Source organism: Streptomyces yatensis (assembly GCF_018069625.1).
GTDB classification, from domain to species: domain Bacteria; phylum Actinomycetota; class Actinomycetes; order Streptomycetales; family Streptomycetaceae; genus Streptomyces; species Streptomyces yatensis.
Genome location: NZ_CP072941.1, coordinates 2363522 through 2382828 on the forward strand (window position 1 = coordinate 2363522; position 19307 = coordinate 2382828).

Below are 19307 nucleotides of genomic sequence, written 5' to 3' on the forward strand. Positions count from 1 at the left end.
ACGGGCCGCGCCGTGGCCGTAGGACGAGTCAGCCCGTGCCGTCCGCACCGCCGAGCTTTTCGACGAGGGTCTCGTCCGGGCCGACGGGGCGCCCGTCGCTGGAGCGGATCTCCAGCGGGCTCAGGGGGTGCCCGTTCCGGCGGTCGAGGAGTCGCGAATGCTCCTCCCCCGGGCCGAAGCAGTGCGCCTCGCCCCACTGGCGCAGCGCCACGATGACGGGGAAGAGCGCGCGGCCCTTCTCCGTGAGCACGTATTCCTGGTAGCGGCTGCCGTCGGCGGCGGGCACGGTGGTCATCACTCCGGTCTGCTCCAGCGTGCGCAGCCGGCTGGTGAGGATGTTCTTGGCGATGCCCAGGCTTCGCTGGAACTGGCCGAAGCGGCGACTGCCGTCGAACGCGTCGCGCACGATCAGCAGGGACCACCAGTCGCCGATGGCGTCGATCGACCGGGCAACGGGACACGGTTCGGCGTCGAATCGCGTGCGGGCGACCATCGCACTTCCTCCTTGCAACCTCGCAACACATCTGGTTGCAACATGCTACCTCCTGCCTTAAGGTCCGGTCAGGTAGCAAGTTGCAACCATCAATGAGGGGGAGGCGCCGTATGCCGAGCGACTGCTCGACGGCCGAGGGCCGGACGGCCGTGAACACCGCACTCGCTCCACCCGGGCCGCCGCCCGCGCGCCTGATCCTGCTCTTCGCCGTTGCCTGCGGCAGCGCGGTGGCCAACGTCTACTTCGCCCAGCCCCTGCTGGTCACGCTCGGCGAGCAGTTCGCCCTCGGCCCCGGCCTGCTCGGCGCCATCGTCGCAATCACCCAACTCGGCTACGCCGCGGGTCTGTTCCTGCTCGTCCCGCTCGGCGACCTCGTCGACCGGCGCAGGCTGATCACGCTCCAGCTCGGCCTGCTCGCCGCCGCGCTGCTGCTCGCGGGTCTGGCACCTGGGACCGCCGCGCTCCTCACCGCCCTCGCGGCGGTCGGTGCGCTCGCCGTCGTCGCCCAGACCATGGTCGCCGCAGCGGCCCACCTCACCGCTCCCGCCTTTCGGGGGCGGGTCGTCGGAGCGGTCACCAGCGGGGTGATCACCGGCATTCTGCTGGCCCGCACGGTGGCAGGCGTCGTGGCCGACCTGGCCGGATGGCGCGCCGTCTACCTCCTCTCGGCCGTGCTGACCGCGACGCTCGCCGTGCTCCTGCGCCTGGCCCTGCCGACCGACCGGCCGCCGACGGTCACCATGCCGTACCGGCGTCTGCTGGCATCGACCGTCGCCCTGTTCGCCCGCCACCCCCTGCTCCGGGTCCGCGGCATGCTGGCGCTGCTGGTCTTCGCGGCCTTCAGCACGCTGTGGAGCAGCGTCGTCCAGCCGCTCAGCAGTCCGCCCTGGTCGCTGACGCACACCGCGATCGGCGCATTCGGGCTCGCCGGAGCGGCCGGAGCCGCGGCCGCGGGAGCCGCCGGCCGATGGAACGACCGCGGCCTCGCCCAGCGGACCACGGGTACCGCACTGGTCCTGCTCGCCGTGTCATGGCTCCCCCTGGCCCTCGCCCGGCAGTCACTCTGGGCCCTGGCCATCGGCGCGATCCTCCTGGACTTCGCCGTCCAGGCCGTGCACGTCACCAACCAGTCCCTCATCTACGCCGCCCAACCTGACGCGGGAAGCAGAATCATCGGCGGCTACATGGTCTTCTACTCGGCCGGCAGCGCCCTCGGCGCCATCGGCTCCTCCGCGGCGTACGCGGCGGCCGGGTGGCCGGCGGTGTCCGCCCTGGGAGCGGCATTCAGCTGCGCAGCCCTGCTGCTGTGGGCGACGACCCGGCGCCTGGGCCGAGCGGCGTGACGTCCTGAACCACCCCGCTGCCAAGCGCCACGTGCGCTACCGGAAGTAGCCAACGGACTTGTCTCGGGCGATCATGTGACCGGGGTGTGCACGGCAACGCCACCGTAGGGCCGCTCGCGGCCGCGCGGAGCGCCCTGTCATTACTGCCGCACTTCTTGCCCTGTAGCGCTCCACACCCGTCTCGCACCCTGGGTACCGTCTGAGGTGTACGCCTGACGGATGGAGCACGGATGTATCGCCGCCCGCTTGAACCCCGTCGGCGCCACACCACAAAGGGGGCGCACTGATGTTGGAAGAAGCCGAGGAGATCGGCCGTCGCGCACGTCGCGCACGGCTCCGTCTCGGGATGCCCCAGGCCGACCTCGCCGCCGCCCTCGGGAAGTCTCAAGGGTGGGTGTCGAAGATGGAACGCGGCCTCATCGAACTTGACCGGGTCGGCCTGCTCAATCTGCTCGCCGCCGAGCTCCATGTGCACCCGAACGACCTGATCGGCCGTCCGTACAACAGCTCGCCAGAAGAGAATCAATGGCAGGTCGCCGCGTCATCCGTCCTGCGCGAGCTGCGCCGGTACGACCTCGCCCCCCTTTTCGACGGCACCCCGCGGCCTGCTGGTCAGCTCTGGCAGGAGACCACCCGACTGCACCGCCTACGTGACGCAGCGGCGAACGTGGCGATCATGCAGGTGCTTCCCGACCTGTTCCGTGAAGCTCGCGCCCTCGCCGAGGTGTCCACCGGCCATGAGCGCGAGGAAGCGTTCGCGATCTACGCCGTGTGCTGCAAGTTCGCGCACACCGCCGCACACGCCCTCGGCCACCCCGAATTGGTCGCCATGGCCTGCGAACGAGCCGCATGGTCGGCCCGGCTGTCCGGCGACTCCGTCATGCCGGCCATGGCCGACTGGATGCGGGTATGGGACATGTGGGCAACCGCAGATTGGGCGGACGCCGTCGCCCTCTCGGACAAGGCGCTACAAAGCGTGCAGCAGGGGTACGACCAGGGCGAACCGCTGGCCATCCGCGCATGGGGATCGCTGCAACTGCGCGCGGCGGTCTCGGCAGCACGGGGTGGACGCCGAGCAGAGGCCGAGGACCGCATCGCGCACGCCAGGGACGCCGCGGACCGATTGGGCGAATACTCCGGTCCCCCGGTGTACGACCGGCATTCGCTCACGTTCTCGCCGGGCAACGTGCAGATTCACGCCATCAGCGTTGCGCTTGAGATGCGCGAGCAGCGAAGGGCTCTGGCCATAAACCGGAAGACCGGTTCGGAACTTGTCGCCGGGCTCCCCAACTCCCGCCAGGGACACCACCACATGGACCTCGCCCGCGCGTGGCTTTGGGATGGCAACCGGGACAAGGCGTTGAAGGAACTGGAGCAGGCCGAACGCATCGCGCCCCAGCTCATCCGCAACCACCCCATTGCGCGGTCAACTCTGCGCAGCCTCGTCTACGCCGAACGAGCGACCACCCGCGAGAAGCTGCGCCGCATGTCAGACCGCTTTCACCTCGACGGATGAGGGCGATATTCCTGCGGTTCATATTCGGCTGCCGCCCCACTCCTAGCTTCGGAGCATGGCCGAACAGACCTCGAAGCAACTTCCCGCGCAGGGCGCCGAGTTAAGCGCAGGCGCCCCGTTTCACCCCCGGCTCGGCGACCTCGTCTCAGACCTCGCGGAGAAAGGGCGGATCGGCGTCGTCGTCGCCGTGCCGAGCGCAAGCTCGGCGTCCTACCACCTGCGCCCGCCAGGAGGCGGTCGGGAATGGTCGGCCCCGTCCAGCGGCGCCACCTTGCGCCCCATGCCCGTGCCGGTCACCCACGTCAGTCCCCTGAAACGTGATGTCATCTATGACCACCGGGCGCACCAGGCCGCCCTACCGGTCATGGTCCACCGCGAGGACGGCGGCATGTCCGAGTCAGTCCTGATTCTGGAGCCCGGACAGGTCGAGCTGTACCGAATCCAGCTCGACCACATCATCGAGCAGCGGCGACAGGCCCGCGAGCGTAACCGGTGAGCACGGCTGTGCTGACGCTCGTTCCGCCTGGCTCGGCACACACTTCCGCGCGGCTCCCCCTCGCCTTCCACTGTGCGGCGACCGCCCATGACCTGAGCGGCGCCCGCGAGGTCGTACTCGCCACCTACCGAGCGCCCACTCCTCGACTGGCCGTCCGATGGATGCAAGCGGAAGCGCTGCGCCTCGCCCGCCTGCTCGACCCCCACCCTGGCGAGCCCTACCTCGGGAGGGCTCCCGTTGTCCCTACCGGGCCTATGTGTCCCCGCCCTCACGCGTACCTGTACGCATGGGCTCGGGAACCCGGCCGGTATGAGCAGGCCCTGTTCACCCTCGCCGCCGCCGAGTCGTACCGCGTCAGCGTCGCCGACTACGACGCCCGGTACAACCTGCTCGCCGCGCCCCTGCTGATACCTCCCATGCCCCCACCACCTCACTCCCCCGCCGGGTGCCAACCCTCCTCGGCGAGGGCGGGCCGGCGCCGCCGGAAACCGGCGAGACACGCTGCCCGTTGACCGCTGCCCCCGCGTCTTTACCGGCTCCGCCCGGGACGTGGGGGCGGTGCGCCACCCCAGGCGACCGCAGGGCCAGGGTCGCACCCGTCTACTCATGGAGGCACATGCATGAGCACATCTGTCATTTCCGGTATCCAGTCGATTGAGCTGGAGATCACCGGCACGTGCCAACTCCGGTGTACCCACTGCTGCACCAACAGCGGTCCGCAGGCACCCGCCGGGCGCATGACCCGCGAGGACTGGTCGCGCGTCATCGCGGACGTGGCCGAGCTGGGCATCCCCATGGTGCAGTTCATCGGCGGCGAGCCGACCCTCTCGCCGCACCTCCCGCAGTTCATCGATGAGGCGCTCGACGCCGGCCTCGGTGTCGAGGTGTATTCGAACCTCACCCACGTACGGCCGTCGCTATGGGGCTCCTTCAGCCGCCAGGGCGTCTGCCTCGCCACGTCCTACTACAGCGACGACCGGGCCCAGCACGAGGAGATCACCCGCACGCGCGGAAGCCTCGACCGCACCAGGGCGAACATCGCCGAAGCGGTCCGCCGCGGTATCCCTCTGCGCGCCGGCATCGTGGAAGTGATCGAGGGGCAGCGCGTCGAGCAGGCCAAAGCAGAGCTGCACCGGCTCGGGATCAAGGAAATCCAGATCGACCGCATGCGCAGGATCGGCCGTGCGGCCGAGCCGGACGCGAGTACGCCGACCGCCGCCCGAGCTGTGCGGACACTGCTTTCGGCACCGCGTGTCCGTCTCCCCCGACGGGGCCGTGTCCGGCTGCATCCTCAGTCGCTTCATGGTCGCCGGCAACGTCCGCGAACAGCGTCTCGCCGAGATCCTGCACAGCGACCGATGGGGCGAGATGATGGCGGCCGTGCCGGAGCCGCGCGCCGGCGCCTGTACCCCGGACGATTCGAACGACTGCGACCCCGCCCGTACGCCCGCCTGCAACCCAAAGCATTTCGCGCCCGCCCCGTCGCCCTCCCTTGGAGTCCACGCGTGAACTGGACCACTTGCGCCGCCGCTCTGGCCGACGTCTCAACTCACCGGCACTCCCGATGGGCGCCGGCCGTCGCCGCCACGCCACGGCACCTGTTCATCCCCCGATGGTGGACGCGCGCTGCCGATGGCTGGGAGCTGCGTGACGGTCCCACCGATACGGACCGCTGGTTTGAAGCGGCATACCGCGACACCTCGCTCGTGACCCGTGTCGGCCCCTTACACGCCGATCACGCCACGGCGGCCGACCGGCCGCACGGTCGGCCGACGTCCTCGGCCACCCTGCCGAGCCTGGTCGTGGGCATGTTCCAGCATGCCCGCATCGATGACGGCGACCGCTTGCTCGACGTGGGCACGGGAAGTGGGTACGGGGCCGCCCTCGCCGCTCGCAGACTGAGCGACGAGCAGGTGACGAGCGTCGACGTCGACCCCTACCTGACCGAGGTCGCCCGCAAGCGGATGAGCGAGACAGGCGCCGCTCCCACGCTCGACACGATCGACGCGACCGGGGACCTGCCGTACGAGCCCGCGAGCTTTGACCGGATCGTCGCCACGGTGTCCGTACGCACGATTCCCGCAAGCTGGCTCCGGGCGCTCTGCCCCGGCGGTCGGCTGGTGACCACGATCGCCGGTACCTCCCTCCTCGTGACGGCCGAGAAGGACGAGGACGGGGGTGCGACCGGGCGCGTCGAGTGGGACCGGGCAGGGTTCATGCACGCTCGCCACGGCGACGACTACCCGCCCGGTGCGGCCGTTCGCCTCGCCAAGGCCGCGGAGCTGGACGGAGATGAAGTGACTCGCGGTCCGTATCCCGTCGTCGACGTGGCGAACGCGTGGGACCTCGCTTCCATGCTCGAGGTCGAGGCGCCCGGTATCGAGCACGAGTACCGGGAGGACGGTGAGCAGCGTGTCGCGCTCATGGCACATGCCGACGGATCGTGGGCCCGGGCGACGGCGACCGGGAACGAGCGGCCCACCGTGCACCAGGGCGGCCCCCGCCGACTGTGGGATGCCCTCGACAAGGTCCGCGACTACTGGCTCAGCAACGGCGAGCTACCGGTACGAGGGGCCCGCGTGGACATCACACCCGACGGTCGTACGTTCCTCGGCCGCGGAAAGTGGTCTGCTGAGCTGAGGTGATCACAGCGGGACCGGCGGCACCGGCGCACCGCCTGCCGCCGAGGGACCCTACGGCGGGCCGCATCGGTCTCCGCACGCGCCCAGACGGCGCGATGCCCGGACAGCTCCCCAGCTGTCCGGGCATTCGTGCCGTCCGCCGCACCCCCGTCCCCACGGGGTTAAATGGCCGGAAGTCCCCGGCCCGGGCCGCTCTCCCGGGCCTGGGGCGCTCAGCGCCCCAGCATTCCCGCCACGGACGACGCTTGTGTGACGACTGCGTCCCAGCCGCCGAAGGTGATGGTCAGGAGGATGGCCATCGGCAGCACCATCGCCGCCGCGACCAGAGGGTGGCGGGTGCCGGTCTGCGGGCCGCCGAAGGCGTCGGCCGCCGCGCGAATGGACCTGCGACGACGCGTGTGGATGACCGTGCGTCCAGCCGTGTCCGCCATCGTCCCTCCTCCGTCACATCTGGGGGCGGCGAGCGTCTGACCTCGGGGGACGAGTGCTGCGCCCGCCGCTTGAGCACAACATTAGGTGCGCACCCCGGTCCTCGGCGTCATGCCTTCGTACCGATTGCCGGGCCTCCCGGAGGATGACCCCGGGAGGCGTCGACTACTCCCCTGGGTGGAGATGCGCCCTCACGCCTTGGGGTCTTCCCGGAGGGGTCCGGGGAATCGATCCTTCCGGAGCCCTTCCGGTGACCACGGAGTGTGCCCCTCCGAGCGCGTGCGAGCTCTACTCACCCTCTCCCTCCTCGCCCCGCGGTACCGGCTGCTCCACCAGTGCCAGGACGCGATTGGCCATGAAGCGGGCCGTCCGCACCACGGACCCATTACGGGTGACTTCGCTCACTTCCACCACCCCCCGCCGGACCGCTGTCTCGACCCTCCGGCCCGCCCTGCTGGCCACCACTTCATACGTCCGCGTCGTGTCCCCCGCATCCACGACTATCTCCACACGATCACCCTTCACGGTCTCAATCCCCCTTCTGAGACGGCCCCTTGAGATCACGCAGCACGGAGCCGAGCGTGGATTGCCACGATTCCGGCCCACTTCTCCAGGATCTCAGGCACCACTGACAATCCATCGGCCGACGCATGCGCGGCCTCTCAGCGCGCGGGGCCGTCAATCCGTAAGCTGTGCACGTCAGACGGACAGCGACGGACAACAGCGGCGGACTGACGGCAGATCAGCGGCAAACGGCAAGCAGACGGCAGCGGATGGGGCTCCCCACCAGGGGTTGAGGGAGGGCTCCCCACCGGAGGTAGGGGACGGACATGGCGATGATGCGGCTCCGGCGCGAGGACCCGCGTGTCGTCGGTTCCTTCCGGCTGCACCGGCGGCTCGGCGCGGGCGGCATGGGGGTGGTCTACCTCGGCTCCGACCGGCGCGGCCAGCGGGTGGCCCTGAAGGTGATCCGGCCGGATCTCGCCGAGGACCGGGAGTTCCGGTCGCGGTTCGCCCGGGAGGTCTCCGCCGCGCGGCGGATCCGCGGCGGCTGTACGGCCCGGCTGGTGGCCGCCGATCTGGAGGCCGACCGCCCCTGGTTCGCCACCCAGTACGTACCGGGCCCCTCACTCCACGACAAGGTGAACGAGGAGGGCCCGCTGCCCGCCGCCCAGGTCGCGTCGATCGGGTCGGCGCTGGCGGAGGGGCTGTTGGCGGTCCATGAGGCGGGGGTCGTCCACCGCGACCTCAAGCCCTCGAACATCCTGCTCTCCCCCAAGGGCCCGCGCATCATCGACTTCGGCATCGCCTGGGCGACCGGGGCCAGCACCCTCACCCACGTCGGCACGGCGGTCGGCTCGCCCGGCTTCCTCGCGCCCGAGCAGGTGCGGGGCGCGGCGGTGACCCCGGCGACCGACGTCTTCGCGCTGGGCGCCACGCTCGCGTACGCCTCGACGGCGGATTCGCCGTTCGGGCACGGCAGTTCCGAGGTGATGCTGTACCGGGTGGTGCACGAGGAGCCGCAGCTGCTGGGCGTCCCCGACGCCCTGGCGCCGCTGCTCCACGCCTGTCTGGCGAAGGATCCGGAGGACCGGCCGAGCACCCTGCAACTGTCGCTGCGGCTGAAGGAGATCGCGGCGCGCGAGGCGCATGGCCACGGCCACGGTGCCGGGGGTTACGGCGGCGGGCCGGGCCGGGCCCCGGCGCGGCGCCCCGAGGCGTACGCCGACCAGCACACGGAGCGGCGCCCGGGCAGTACGCCGACGCCGCGGAACGGGTCGCCGTCCCAGCGGCCGGGAGCCAGTACGGGCGGGGCCTCGGGCCGTCCCACCGGGCGGAACACCCCGGCGCGGCCACAGCAGGCGCAGCGCCGGAGCCCGCGGCCGCCCGCGCGTACGGACCGTCCGGGGCGTCCGGCCAACACCGTGCGCACCTCGCCGGGCGGACGCCGCCCCAGCGGGCCGAACCGCCGGCTGCTGCGGCAGCGGCTGACCGTGTTCGTCGTGGTGACGCTGCTGGTGGCGCTGGGGATCGCGGCGGCGCAGGGCTGTCAGGGCCCGGCGAATGGCTTGGGCGCACCGGCCAGGCCGACGGGGGCGGGGGCGGTCTCGTCGGTGGCGGCGGACTCGGTGGCGGTGGACTCGGTGGCGGCCGAGCCTGACGGCCGCTAGGGCGCGTCCGGCGCGGGTCTTGGCGCCTGCGGCGGGCTGTTCCCCTCCCCGCCCCTTCCCGCAACTGGGGCTCCGCCCCAGACCCCGCTCCTCAAACGCCGGAAGGGCTGGAAGGCGGGGCTACGCCCCAGCAACCCCCGGGGCCAGCGGCGGAGCCGCTGCCACGCGGCGGAGCCGCACATCGGCGCCGTGGGAGGGGGCAGGACGGGAAAGCGTCGATATGCGGCTACGCCGCGTGGCCCGCCGGGCAGCCCCGTAGCGGTCAGAGCCCCGGTCTGCCCGAGGTGACGGCGTAGAAGGCGACCGCCGCCGCCGCGCCCACGTTGAGGGAGTCCACACCGTGGGCCATCGGGATGCGGACCCACTCGTCCGCGGCCATCAGCGCCTGGGTGGACAGCCCGTCGCCCTCCGCGCCCAGCATCAGCGCGACCCGCTCCAGGCGGTGCGGGGCCGCGTCGTCGATGGTGGTGGCCTTCTCGTCGGGGGTCAGGGCGAGGATCTTGAACCCGGCGTCCCGGACCGCCTCCAACCCCCGCGGCCAGCTCTCCAGACGGGCGTACGGCACGGAGAAGACGGCGCCCATGGAGACCTTGACCGAGCGCCGGTAGAGGGGGTCGGCGCAGTCCGGGGAGAGGAGCACGGCGTCCATGCCGAGGGCCGCCGCGCTGCGGAAGATCGCGCCGGTGTTGGTGTGGTCGTTGACGGATTCCATGATGGCGACGCGCCGGGCGTCCTGGAGGACCGACTCCGCGTCCGGCAGCGGCTTGCGCTGCATGGAGGCGAGGGCGCCGCGGTGGACGTGGTAGCCGGTGACGCGTTCGGCCAGTTCGGGGCTGACGGCGTAGACGGGGGCGGGGACGTCCTCGATGACGTCCCGCATCACATCGACCCACTTGGACGACAGCAGCATCGAGCGCATCTCGTAGCCGGCGAGGCGGGCGCGTCGGATCACCTTCTCGCCTTCGGCGATGAACAGGCCCTCGGCCGGCTCCCGCTTACGTCGTAGCTCCACATCGGTCAGACCCGTGTAGTCGCGCAGCCGCGGGTCGTCCGGATCATCGACGGTGATGAGATCAGCCACTTAAGTGATACTGCCTTGTCCTGGATGCGGTGCCAATGAGCCCGACGCGAATAAGTTACCGGCGGTTACGTCCGCTTACGTCAGCGGTGGTCACGGGCCGAGAGGGCGACGACATCGCCGATCACCACGACCGCCGGGGGGCGTACCCCCTCGGCCGCGACCTTCTCCCCGACGGTGGCGAGGGTCGCGTCCACCCGCCGCTGGGCCGGGGTGGTGCCCTCCTGGACCACGGCGACGGGGGTGTCGGCGGCCCGGCCGTGGGCGACGAGGGTCGCGGCGATGGCGCCGATCTTCTCCACGGCCATCAGCAGCACCAGCGTGCCGCGCAGCCGGGCCAGCGCCGCCCAGTCCACCAGGGAGCTGGGGTCGTCAGGGGCGACGTGGCCGCTGACCACCGTGAACTCATGCGCGACGCCCCGGTGAGTCACCGGGATCCCGGCCGCGCCCGGGACACTGATGGAGCTGGAGATGCCGGGCACGACGGTGCACGGGATACCTGCCTCGGCGAGCGCCTCGGCCTCCTCCATGCCGCGTCCGAAGACGAAGGGGTCGCCGCCCTTGAGGCGGACGACCGACTTGCCCGCCTTGGCGTGCTCGATCAGCGCGTTGTTGATCGCCTCCTGCGCCATGAAGCGGCCGTACGGGATCTTCGCCGCGTCGATCACCTCGACATGCGGCGGGAGTTCATCGAGCAGATCGCGCGGGCCGAGCCGGTCGGCCACCACCACGTCCGCCTCGGCGAGGAGGCGGCGGCCGCGCACGGTGATCAGGTCCGGATCGCCCGGCCCGCCGCCCACCAGCGCCACCCGCGGGCCGCGGCTGCGGTGGCGGGGCGCGGCGAGGGTGCCGTCGCGCAGCCCCTCCACCACGGCGTCCCGGACGGCGGCGGAGCGGCGCGGGTCCTGTCCGGTGAGCACGGCGACGGTGACGCCCTCGCTGCGCCCGGTGGCCGGGGTCCAGGCGGAGGCGGCCTCGGCGTCATCGCTGCGGACGCACCAGATGCGGCGCGCCTCGGCCTCGGCGGACGCGGTGGCGTTGGCCTCCGGGTCGTCCGTGGTGATCAGGACGTACCAGGCGCCCTCGAAGTCGCCCTCCTGGTAGCGGCGGCGCTCCCAGCGCACCTCCCCCGCCTCGGCCATGGCCTCGACGGAGGCGGTGGCGGACGGCGAGATCAGCAGGATGTCCGCACCGGCCGCTATCAGCGCGGGCAGGCGGCGCTGGGCGACCTGCCCCGCCCCGAGGACGACCACACGCCGCCCGGAAAGGCGCAGTCCGACGGGGTATGCGAAGTGTTCGGACATGGCGGTGCGGCTCTCCTCGTGCGAATGCGCGGCCGCTGCGGCGCTGGAGCGGCTGATCGGCTGGGGCTTGATCGACTGGAGCGTGATCGGCTGGGACGTGATCGGCTCTGGTGCGGAGCCCCCGCCGACACCCTACGCGGCGGGGGCGCGCATCAGTTCTTCTCCGTGACCCCCGCGGAGTCGAACGTGGCCACCTCGTGCATCGCCCGTGCGGCGCTCTGCACCACCGGAAGGGCGAGCAGCGCCCCGGTGCCCTCGCCGAGCCGCAGATCCAGGTCGACCAGGGGGCGCAGGCCCAGCTTGTTCAGGGCCGCCACATGGCCCGGCTCGGCGCTGCGGTGGCCCGCGATGCAGGCCGCCAGCACCTCGGGGGCGATGGCCCGGGCGACCAGCGCGGCGGCGCCCGCGCTCACCCCGTCCAGGATCACGGGCGTACGCAGCGAGGCGCCGCCCAGCAGCAGCCCGGTGATCGCGGCGTGCTCCAGGCCGCCGATCGCCGACAGGACGCCGATGGGGTCGGCCGGATCGGGCTGGTGCAGTTCGAGACCGCGCCGTACGACATCGATCTTGCGGGCGTGCATCTCGTCGTTGATGCCCGTGCCGCGCCCGGTCACCTCGGCCGGGTCGGCGCCGGTGTAGATGGAGACCAGGGCGGCCGACACGGTGGTGTTGGCGATCCCCATCTCTCCGGTGAGCAGCGCCTTGTTCCCGGCGGCCACCAGATCGCGGGCCGTCTCGATGCCCACCTCGATGGCGCGCAGCACCTCCTCGCGGGTGAGCGCGGGGCCGACGGTGAAGTCGCCGGTGCCCGCCCGCACCTTGCGCGGCAGCAGCCCGGGGGTGCTGGGCAGATCGCTGGCCACCCCGACGTCCACGACGCACACCTCGGCGCCCACCTGGGCGGCGAAGGCGTTGCAGACCGCGCCGCCGCCCAGGAAGTTGGCCACCATCTGGCTGGTGACCTCCTGCGGCCAGGCGGTGACGCCCTGGGCGTGCACTCCGTGGTCGCCCGCGAAGATCGCGACGGCCGCGGGCTCCGGGATCGGCGGCGGGCACTGCCGGGACAGCCCGCTCAGCTGGGCGGAGATGATCTCCAGCATGCCGAGCGCACCGGACGGCTTGGTCATCCGCTTCTGCCGCTCCCACGCCTCGCCGAGCGCCTTGGCGTCCAGCGGGCGGATGCCCCGCAGGGTCTCCTGGAGCAGATTGTGCGGGTCGCCGCCGGGCAGGGTGCGGCGGCCGTACGTCTCCTCGTGGACGACCCAGGACAGCGGGCGGCGCTTGGACCACCCGGCCTTCATCAGCTCCGGCTCCTGCGGGAACTCGTCGACGTAGCCGACGCACAGGTACGCCACGACCTCCAGATGGTCGGGCAGCCCGAGCTCCCGCACCATCTCGCGCTCGTCGAAGAAGCTGACCCAGCCGACGCCGAGGCCCTCGGCGCGGGCGGCGAGCCAGAGGTTCTCCACCGCGAGCGCGGAGGAGTACGGCGCCATCTGCGGCTGGGTGTGCCGGCCGAGGGTGTGACGGCCGCCGCGGGTGGGATCGGCGGTGACGACGATGTTGACCGGGGTCTCGAGGATAGCCTCGATCTTCAGTTCCTTGAACTGCTTGGCCCGGCCCTTGGGGAGGGACTTGGCGTACGCGTCCCGCTGGCGCATGGCCAGCTCGTGCATGGCGCGCCGGGTCTCCGCCGAGCGGATGACGACGAAGTCCCACGGCTGGGAGTGCCCGACGCTGGGCGCGGTGTGCGCGGCTTCGAGCACGCGCAGCAGCACCTCGTGCGGGATGGGGTCGGACCGGAAGCCGTTACGGATGTCCCGGCGCTCGCGCATCACGCGGTGGACGGCGGCGCGCTCGGCCTCGTCGTACCCCTCGGCGCGGGGGCCGATGGGGATGGGGATGAGCTCGGGCTCGGTGTCGGTCTCGGGGTCCGGTGTGGGTTCCTGGGCCTCGTCCGTTACGGGCTCGGGGGCCGTTTCGGGATCCGTTCGGGGCTCGGGCTCCGGCTCGGGGCTGTGTGCCTCGGGGTCGTCGGTGGCCGCGGGCTCGGTGGCTTCCGGGTCCGCGGGCTCCGGTCCGGCGGCCCCGGCCTCGGGCTCGGCGGCTTCGGTCACACCAACCTCGGGCTCGGCGACTTCGGCCGCATCGGCCTCGGGCTCGGCGGCTTCCGGGCCATCGGCCTCGGGGGGAGCGGCCTGCGGCTCCGTGGCTTCCTGCTCGGTGGTCCCGGGCTCCGTGGCTTCGGCTTCGGGTGCCGTTTCGGGCGTCGGGGCCTCGGGCTCGGTGGGCTGGGCTTCCGCCCCTGCTTCTGCCTCAGGCTCCGCCGCTGGCTCGGTGGCTTCGGCCGCGGCCTCCGGCACTGCCTCGGCCGCCGCCTCCGCGTCCGGCTCGGCGGTCTCGGACGCCTCCGCCTCAGCGGCTTCGCTCTCGGTGGCCTCGGCCTCCGGGACGTCCGGGGTGTCCGGGGTGTCCGGGGTGTCCGCCGCTTCGGCCTCGGGAGCCTGCGCCTCCGGGGACCGCTCCTCGGCCTCGGCCACGGTCTCCGGGCTCTCCGGCTCGGCCGCCGCCTGCTCAGGCGTCTCGGCAGACGGCTCCGGCATCGCTGCCTCCGCCTCCGGGACGACCTCCGCCTCCGGCGCGGCCTCGGCCTCCGGCTCGGCGGGCGCCTCCTGCTGAGGCGTCTCCGCAGCGGCCGGTTCCTCGGCGGCGGCTTCCTCGGGCTGAGGCGTCTCGTCGGCCACGTCGGCCACTATCGAGTGAGCCGGGCCCACCGCGATCGGCTCCGCCGATTCGGCGGGCGGCTCCGGGAGTTCCTGAGCGGCATCCTGGGCGGGGGCCTCGGCGGCGGGAGCGTACGGCTCCTCGGCCGTGACCGGCTCATGGGCCAATTGCGCCGGGATCTCGGGTGTGGCCTCCGCGGCCGGGGCGGGGGCGGGCTGGGCCTCGGGCTGCTCGGTGACGGGCTCGGTCTGCGCCTGGGCCGGGATGTCGACGACCTGCTCCTCGGCCACAGCGGCCTCCGGGGCGGGCTCCATGACGGGCTCCCCGGCCTGGGCCGGGATCGTCGCGCCCATCGGGTGCGGGCCCGCGGCCGCCGGGTCCCCGTACGCCTGGTCCATCGCGACCGGCTGTGCCTCCGGCGCCATCGCCTCGGGCTGGACGAACTGCTCGGGAGCGGGCTCCGCTTCGGGCCCCTCCGCGACCTGAGGCTCCTCGGCCGTACCGGCCGTCTCCGCGGGAGCGGGCGCGGGCGCGGCGGCCTGCGCGGCCTGCTGCGCCGGCGGGGTGGAGTCCCAGGCGTCCCCCGGCTGCGGGGCGTCGACCATCTGCGGGAGGTCCGCGAGCTGGGGCCCGGGGAGCCGGCTCACATCGTCGGGCTGCGCGGTGAAGTACTGCGGCCCTGCGGCGTACTGGGGCGCGGTGGAGTAGTCGGCCGCCAGCGGCTGCTCGAGCATGATCGGCTGCTCGGGAACGAGGAACTGCTCAGGCGCGCCGAACTGCTGCTCGGGCCCTGCGAACTGCTGCTCGGACTCGGCGAACTGCTCAGGAGCGGCGAACCGCTGCTCGCCCCCGGCGAACTGCTCGCCCTCGGCGAACTGCTGCTCGGGCCCGGCAAAGTGCTCCGGCCCGGCGAACTGCTGCTCCGCCATCCCGCCCTGCTCAGGCGCCGGAACGGCCTGCTGCGGCCCCGCCCCGTACTCGGGCTGGGACCCGGCCTGGTGCGGCACCTGGGGCTGCGGCTCCACCACGGCCTGCGGCTCCGGCTCCGGCGCGGCCTGCGGCTCGGGCTCCGGCTGGCGTACGGGCGCGGCGTGCCGGCCCGCGGCCGGGCCTCGGTCGGCGAGCGAACGCACCACGCCGTTGGAGGTGTCGGGCACCGGCGGACCCATGTGGAGCGGCCGCCGGGCGGGGGCGGCGGGTGCCGCGTACGCGGCCTGGGCGGGGGCCGACTGCGGTACGGGCTGCTCCGCCACGGGCTGCGGCTCGGGCATCTGGGTCTCGGCGTACGCGGCGGCGCCGGGGTCGAGCGCGCCCGCCTCGTAGGCCCCGGTCTGGTACTGGGCCTGCTGCTCGCTCCAGGCGCCCTGGGCGCCCGGCATCAGCAGCAGATCGTCCTCCTCGCCGACGTGTTCGGGCCCGTCGAGGAAGGTGTAGGCGGCGCCGGGAGGGACACCGGGATGCGGCTGTTCGATGTAACCGGCGTCGGCAGGCGGGGCATGGACATCCGCCGGGTGCGGATGTCCGAGTCGTCCGCCTGCGTTCTCCGGCAGTCCCTCTCCCGGGACCTGGCCGGTGTCGGTCATGCGTACCCCTCGCCCATCGCTAGTGCTCCTTCCAACCGCCTACCGCCGAGAGCAAGCCCCCTGAGCAAGAACGAGCATGCGCCGTGCGCGGCACGTAGACACGCCGAGGCTTGCCTACCGCCACCCCTCCAAGGAAGGGGCATTTTCCGGCCTTTGGCCAATAAAGCGCCGAACGCCGGGCAGCGGTACAGGCAGTACAACGATCCGCCAGCCTACCCCGCGCGGTGCCCCGGGCAGGTCACCGGGGCGAAGCTCGGGGCGAACGTCACAAGGACAAAATCACTGGTGCGGGCGGTGACCGCAGAGCATGAAGGCGACCGCGCGCTCCCGTTCGGTCCAGCCCCGCGTGTCCATTTCGACGGACTGCAGCAGCACGCATTCGACGGCGTAGCCGCCGTCCTCCAGCGCCTGGCCGATGGCCTCCGCCTCGTCGCGGGTCGCGGCGTGGGTGACGATGCGCTCGGGGCGGCGCGCGGCGCACGCGGCGACGACGGGTGCGCCCCCTCCCCCGACCCGCACCACGTCCGGCTCCGGCAGATCCTCCAGCACCTCGGGGGCGACGCCCTGGACGACCTGGAGCTGGACGCCGAAGCGGCGGGCCAGGGTGTCGGTGCGCTCACAGGCGTCCGGGTCGCGGTCGACGGTGATGACGGCGGCGCCGAACCCGGCGGTCTCGACGGCCGCCGCGCCGCTGCCCGCGCCGATGTCCCAGACCAGGTCGCCCAGGCGGGGGCCGATACGGGCGAGTTGAAGGGCGCGCAGCTGCGGGGACTCGCTCTCGCCCAGCACGGTCCCGTACGCGGGGCCGGGCAGCGCCCAGCCGCGGACGGCGCCGGGATAGCCGGGGTCGCGTCCGGCGATCCAGCCGCCGCTCTGCAGCGCGCCGCGGGCGGCGCCGGCCGCCGGGCCGCCGCGGACGGGAGTTATCCCGGAGCCGCCGATGACGATGACGACGTTGGGGTCGCGCCAGGCGTGGTCGGCCGCCTTGTCGGAGGTCAGGACGGTGACCTGCTCGCGTTCTGTGCCCAGCGCCTCGCAGATGACGAAGGTGCGGTGCACCGGGCCGAGCAGCAGTGCGAGTTCGGCGGGGCCGGCGCCGGGCGAGGTGAGGACGGCGACCTTGGTGTGGGCGCGGCAGACGTTGACCGCGCGGCGCAGATCGCGGCTGTGGGCGACGACGACCTGGGCGTCGTCCCAGGGCATCCCGGCCCGGGCGAAGGCGGCGGCGACGGAGGAGACGGCGGTGACGACCTCGACCTCGAGTCCGTGCTCGGGAGCGCGCAGGGCGCGGACGACGCCGAAGAAGCCGGGGTCGCCGTCGGCCAGGACCACGGCGGTGCCGCGGTGCTGGGCGATCCTGCGGGCCGCGAGGTCCACGCTGCCGAGCCGGATCCGCTCGGCGCCCGGCGGGACTTCGGGCAGCGCCAGGTGGTGGGCGGCGCCGGCCACGAGGGTGGCTGCCGCGAGGGCGGAGCGGGCCGCGTCCGTCAGCGGGGTGCCGTCCCAACCGATCACCGTGACGCGGTCGGCCATCGTCCTTGTTCTCCCCTATGTGTGGCGGGTTCGGGTCTGTCGGGTGCGTCGCGGTGGGCCGCGTGCGTCGCGTGGTGTGCCTGTGAGGGTTCACGGGCGGGTCGCGGCCGGTGTGCCGCGGATGCGCGGGGCACCGTCCCGGATGCGGCCGAGGCGCGGGTGCTCGGCGCGGACGAAGAGTACCCCGGCTGGTCCGGACCGCTGGAGCGGGGGCGGGCGTGGGGGTGGTGCGCCGGGGGCGCGGGCGGCGCGAATGCGCCGGATCTCCGCCCCGGCCGGGGCGCGGCGGGGCGTCAGCCCCAGTCGGAGTAGGTCGGATAGACGCCGAAGCCGTCGGGCTCGGAGATCCGGTCGGGCGCGCCGTCGAGGTCCTCGGCGAGCAGACTCCAGACGATGAGGTCGGTGCGCATATCGGTCCAGCCGCCGTCCTCCGTCTGGGTGCGGGCTATCCAGGCGTTGCGCAACACACCCTCGCTGATGCAGCCGACCTTCTGGGCGACCTGCTGGGCCGCGGTGTTGCCGGCGGCCGTGCGCAGCTCCAGGCGCTCGAACTTCTGGTCCTGGAACAGCCAGCGGGCCACGGCGAGCACGGCCTCCGAGGCATAGCCCTCACCGCGCGCCCAGGGGGCGACGATATAGCTGGCCTCGGTGGCCAGCAGTCTCCAGTCGGTATGGCTCAGATGCACGATGCCGACCAGCCGCTGGGTGAGGAATTCGGCGACCGCGAAGACGATGCCCCGGCCCGTGGTCCGTTCCGCCGGGGCGAGCCGCAGCGCCTGGTCGCGGGCGTCCGCGGGGCTGTACGGATTGGGCGCCCGGGTCCAGGCGATGATGTGTTCGTCGTTCATCATGTCCGCGAGCGCGGGTATGTCCGCTTCCTCGAACGGGCGCAGCACCAGCCGTTCCGTGCTGATGGAGATGTCCGGGAAGGTGGATGTCATGCGCCGCTCCGTAACCGGGGGTCGTTTCAGGGCCGTAGAGAGGCCCAGCATGCAGCATCACGCAGGGGAAATGCAGCACGGGGGGTGAATCGGAAGGCCCCGCATCCGGTTGTGGTCCGGATGCGGAGCCCTGGGGATCCGCCGGTGGGCGGGAAGGTTGGCGCGATCGTTGCGGTGGTGTCGCGGTGCGCCGGGGATCAGAAGGACGGCAGCACGGAGCCCTGGTACTGGTCCTTGATGTACTTCTTCACCTCGGGGGAGGTGAGGAGCTTGGCCAGCTTCTTGACGCGCGGGTCGTCCTCGTTGCCCTTCTTCACGGCCAGGAAGTTGGCGTACGGGTTGTTCTTGGGCGATTCGATGAGGATGGCGTCCTTGGCGGGCTTGAGGTGCGCCTCGATGGCGTAGTTGCCGTTGACGACCGCGGCGTCCACGTCGTCGAGCGACCGCGGGAGCTGGGCGGCCTCCAGTTCCTTGAACTTCAGGCCCTTGGGGTTGGTGGCGATGTCCTTGGGGGTGGCCTCGTTGCCCACACCGCTCTTGAGCTTGATGACCCCGTTGGCGTCCAGCAGCTTCAGCGCGCGGGCCTCGTTGACCGTGTCGCTCGGAACGGCCACGGTGGCGCCCTTCTTGAGGTCGCCGGCCTTCTTCACCTTGTGCGAGTAGAGACCGAGCGGCTCGAGGTGCACGGTGACGACGGGCACGATGTCGGTGCCCTTCTTCTTGTTGAAGTCGTCCAGGAACGGCTGGTTCTGGAAGTAGTTGGCACCGACCGAGCCGTCCTGGGTGGAGAGGTTCGGCGTGTTGTAGTCGGTGAACTCCCGGACCTCCAGCTTGAGGCCCGCCTTGTCGGCCAGATGGTCCTTGACGTAGTTGAGTATCTCCGCGTGCGGGACCGGGCTCGCGGCGACGACCAGCGCGCCGTTCTTGTCGTTGGAGGACGAGGGGCTGCAGGCGGCGGCGCCCAGGGCGAGCGCGCCGGCGGCGAGGACGGTGGTGACGGTCTTGGTGGTGTTACGCACGAAAAGTGCCTTTCTTCGGGGGCGCACGTAGCCGC

General features: G+C 72.4%; 15 protein-coding genes. 6 read left to right on the plus strand and 9 right to left on the minus strand.

The window, feature by feature from the left end; translation table 11 throughout:
• Positions 1-28 precede the first annotated feature (28 nt).
• Complete coding sequence (locus J8403_RS09380) at positions 29-493, minus strand: winged helix-turn-helix transcriptional regulator (RefSeq protein ID WP_211122767.1); 465 nt, start codon at positions 491-493, stop codon at positions 29-31.
• A 110-nt stretch (positions 494-603) separates the two neighbouring features.
• On the opposite strand from J8403_RS09380, the gene J8403_RS09385 reads away from it, so the two are divergent.
• From J8403_RS09385 to J8403_RS44715, 4 genes are all read left to right on the plus strand, one after another.
• Complete coding sequence (locus J8403_RS09385) at positions 604-1836, plus strand: MFS transporter (protein WP_211122768.1); 1233 nt, start codon at positions 604-606, stop codon at positions 1834-1836.
• A gap of 286 nt (positions 1837-2122) precedes the next feature.
• A complete protein-coding gene (locus tag J8403_RS09390; protein ID WP_211122769.1) occupies positions 2123-3352 on the plus strand; it encodes a helix-turn-helix domain-containing protein in 1230 nt (409 codons plus the stop codon).
• 55 nt (positions 3353-3407) lie between these two features.
• Positions 3408-3848 (plus strand): hypothetical protein, encoded by a 441-nt coding sequence (locus J8403_RS09395; protein ID WP_211122770.1) that lies wholly within the window; start codon positions 3408-3410, stop codon positions 3846-3848.
• A 620-nt stretch (positions 3849-4468) separates the two neighbouring features.
• A complete protein-coding gene (locus J8403_RS44715) occupies positions 4469-6493 on the plus strand; it encodes a radical SAM protein (RefSeq protein ID WP_425519762.1) in 2025 nt (674 codons plus the stop codon).
• A 209-nt stretch (positions 6494-6702) separates the two neighbouring features.
• Here J8403_RS44715 and J8403_RS09410 read toward each other — a convergent pair whose 3' ends face one another.
• Together J8403_RS09410 and J8403_RS09415 are read right to left on the minus strand one after the other, a co-directional pair.
• Positions 6703-6921, minus strand: a complete 219-nt coding sequence (locus J8403_RS09410) for a hypothetical protein (RefSeq protein ID WP_137968283.1) — start codon at positions 6919-6921, stop codon at positions 6703-6705.
• Between the two features lie 286 nt (positions 6922-7207).
• Entirely contained in the window at positions 7208-7444 is a 237-nt protein-coding gene (locus J8403_RS09415) for a hypothetical protein (RefSeq protein ID WP_211122772.1), read from the minus strand.
• A gap of 305 nt (positions 7445-7749) precedes the next feature.
• Here J8403_RS09415 and J8403_RS09420 point away from each other — a divergent pair, with 305 nt between their 5' ends.
• Positions 7750-9090, plus strand: coding sequence for a serine/threonine-protein kinase (locus J8403_RS09420; RefSeq protein ID WP_246585769.1), 1341 nt, complete (start codon positions 7750-7752; stop codon positions 9088-9090).
• Positions 9091-9352: 262 nt separating this feature from the next.
• Here the strand turns inward: J8403_RS09420 and J8403_RS09425 are convergent, their stop codons facing one another.
• Positions 9353-10171, minus strand: coding sequence for a TrmH family RNA methyltransferase (locus tag J8403_RS09425; RefSeq protein ID WP_211122773.1), 819 nt, complete (start codon positions 10169-10171; stop codon positions 9353-9355).
• An 80-nt stretch (positions 10172-10251) separates the two neighbouring features.
• Positions 10252-11472 (minus strand): uroporphyrinogen-III C-methyltransferase, encoded by a 1221-nt coding sequence (gene cobA, locus J8403_RS09430; RefSeq protein ID WP_211122774.1) that lies wholly within the window; start codon positions 11470-11472, stop codon positions 10252-10254.
• Between cobA and J8403_RS09435 the strand changes: the two genes are divergently transcribed.
• A complete protein-coding gene (locus J8403_RS09435; RefSeq protein WP_211122775.1) occupies positions 11471-11641 on the plus strand; it encodes a hypothetical protein in 171 nt (56 codons plus the stop codon). The genes cobA and J8403_RS09435 overlap by 2 nt on opposite strands.
• On the opposite strand, the gene cobT is transcribed toward J8403_RS09435, so the two are convergent.
• From cobT to J8403_RS09455, 4 genes are all read right to left on the minus strand, one after another.
• Positions 11625-15779: a nicotinate-nucleotide--dimethylbenzimidazole phosphoribosyltransferase gene (gene cobT, locus J8403_RS09440; RefSeq protein WP_211122776.1), complete on the minus strand. Its 4155-nt coding sequence runs from the start codon at positions 15777-15779 to the stop codon at positions 11625-11627. The two genes, J8403_RS09435 and cobT, sit on opposite strands and share 17 nt — an antisense overlap.
• A 279-nt stretch (positions 15780-16058) precedes the next feature.
• Positions 16059-17312 (minus strand): precorrin-6y C5,15-methyltransferase (decarboxylating) subunit CbiE, encoded by a 1254-nt coding sequence (gene cbiE / locus J8403_RS09445; RefSeq protein WP_211122777.1) that lies wholly within the window; start codon positions 17310-17312, stop codon positions 16059-16061.
• A 293-nt stretch (positions 17313-17605) separates the two neighbouring features.
• A complete protein-coding gene (locus tag J8403_RS09450) occupies positions 17606-18253 on the minus strand; it encodes a GNAT family N-acetyltransferase (protein WP_211122778.1) in 648 nt (215 codons plus the stop codon).
• Positions 18254-18450: 197 nt separating this feature from the next.
• On the minus strand, positions 18451-19272 hold the full coding sequence (locus tag J8403_RS09455) for a MetQ/NlpA family ABC transporter substrate-binding protein (protein WP_211122779.1): 822 nt from the start codon (positions 19270-19272) through the stop codon (positions 18451-18453).
• Positions 19273-19307: the final 35 nt, after the last annotated feature.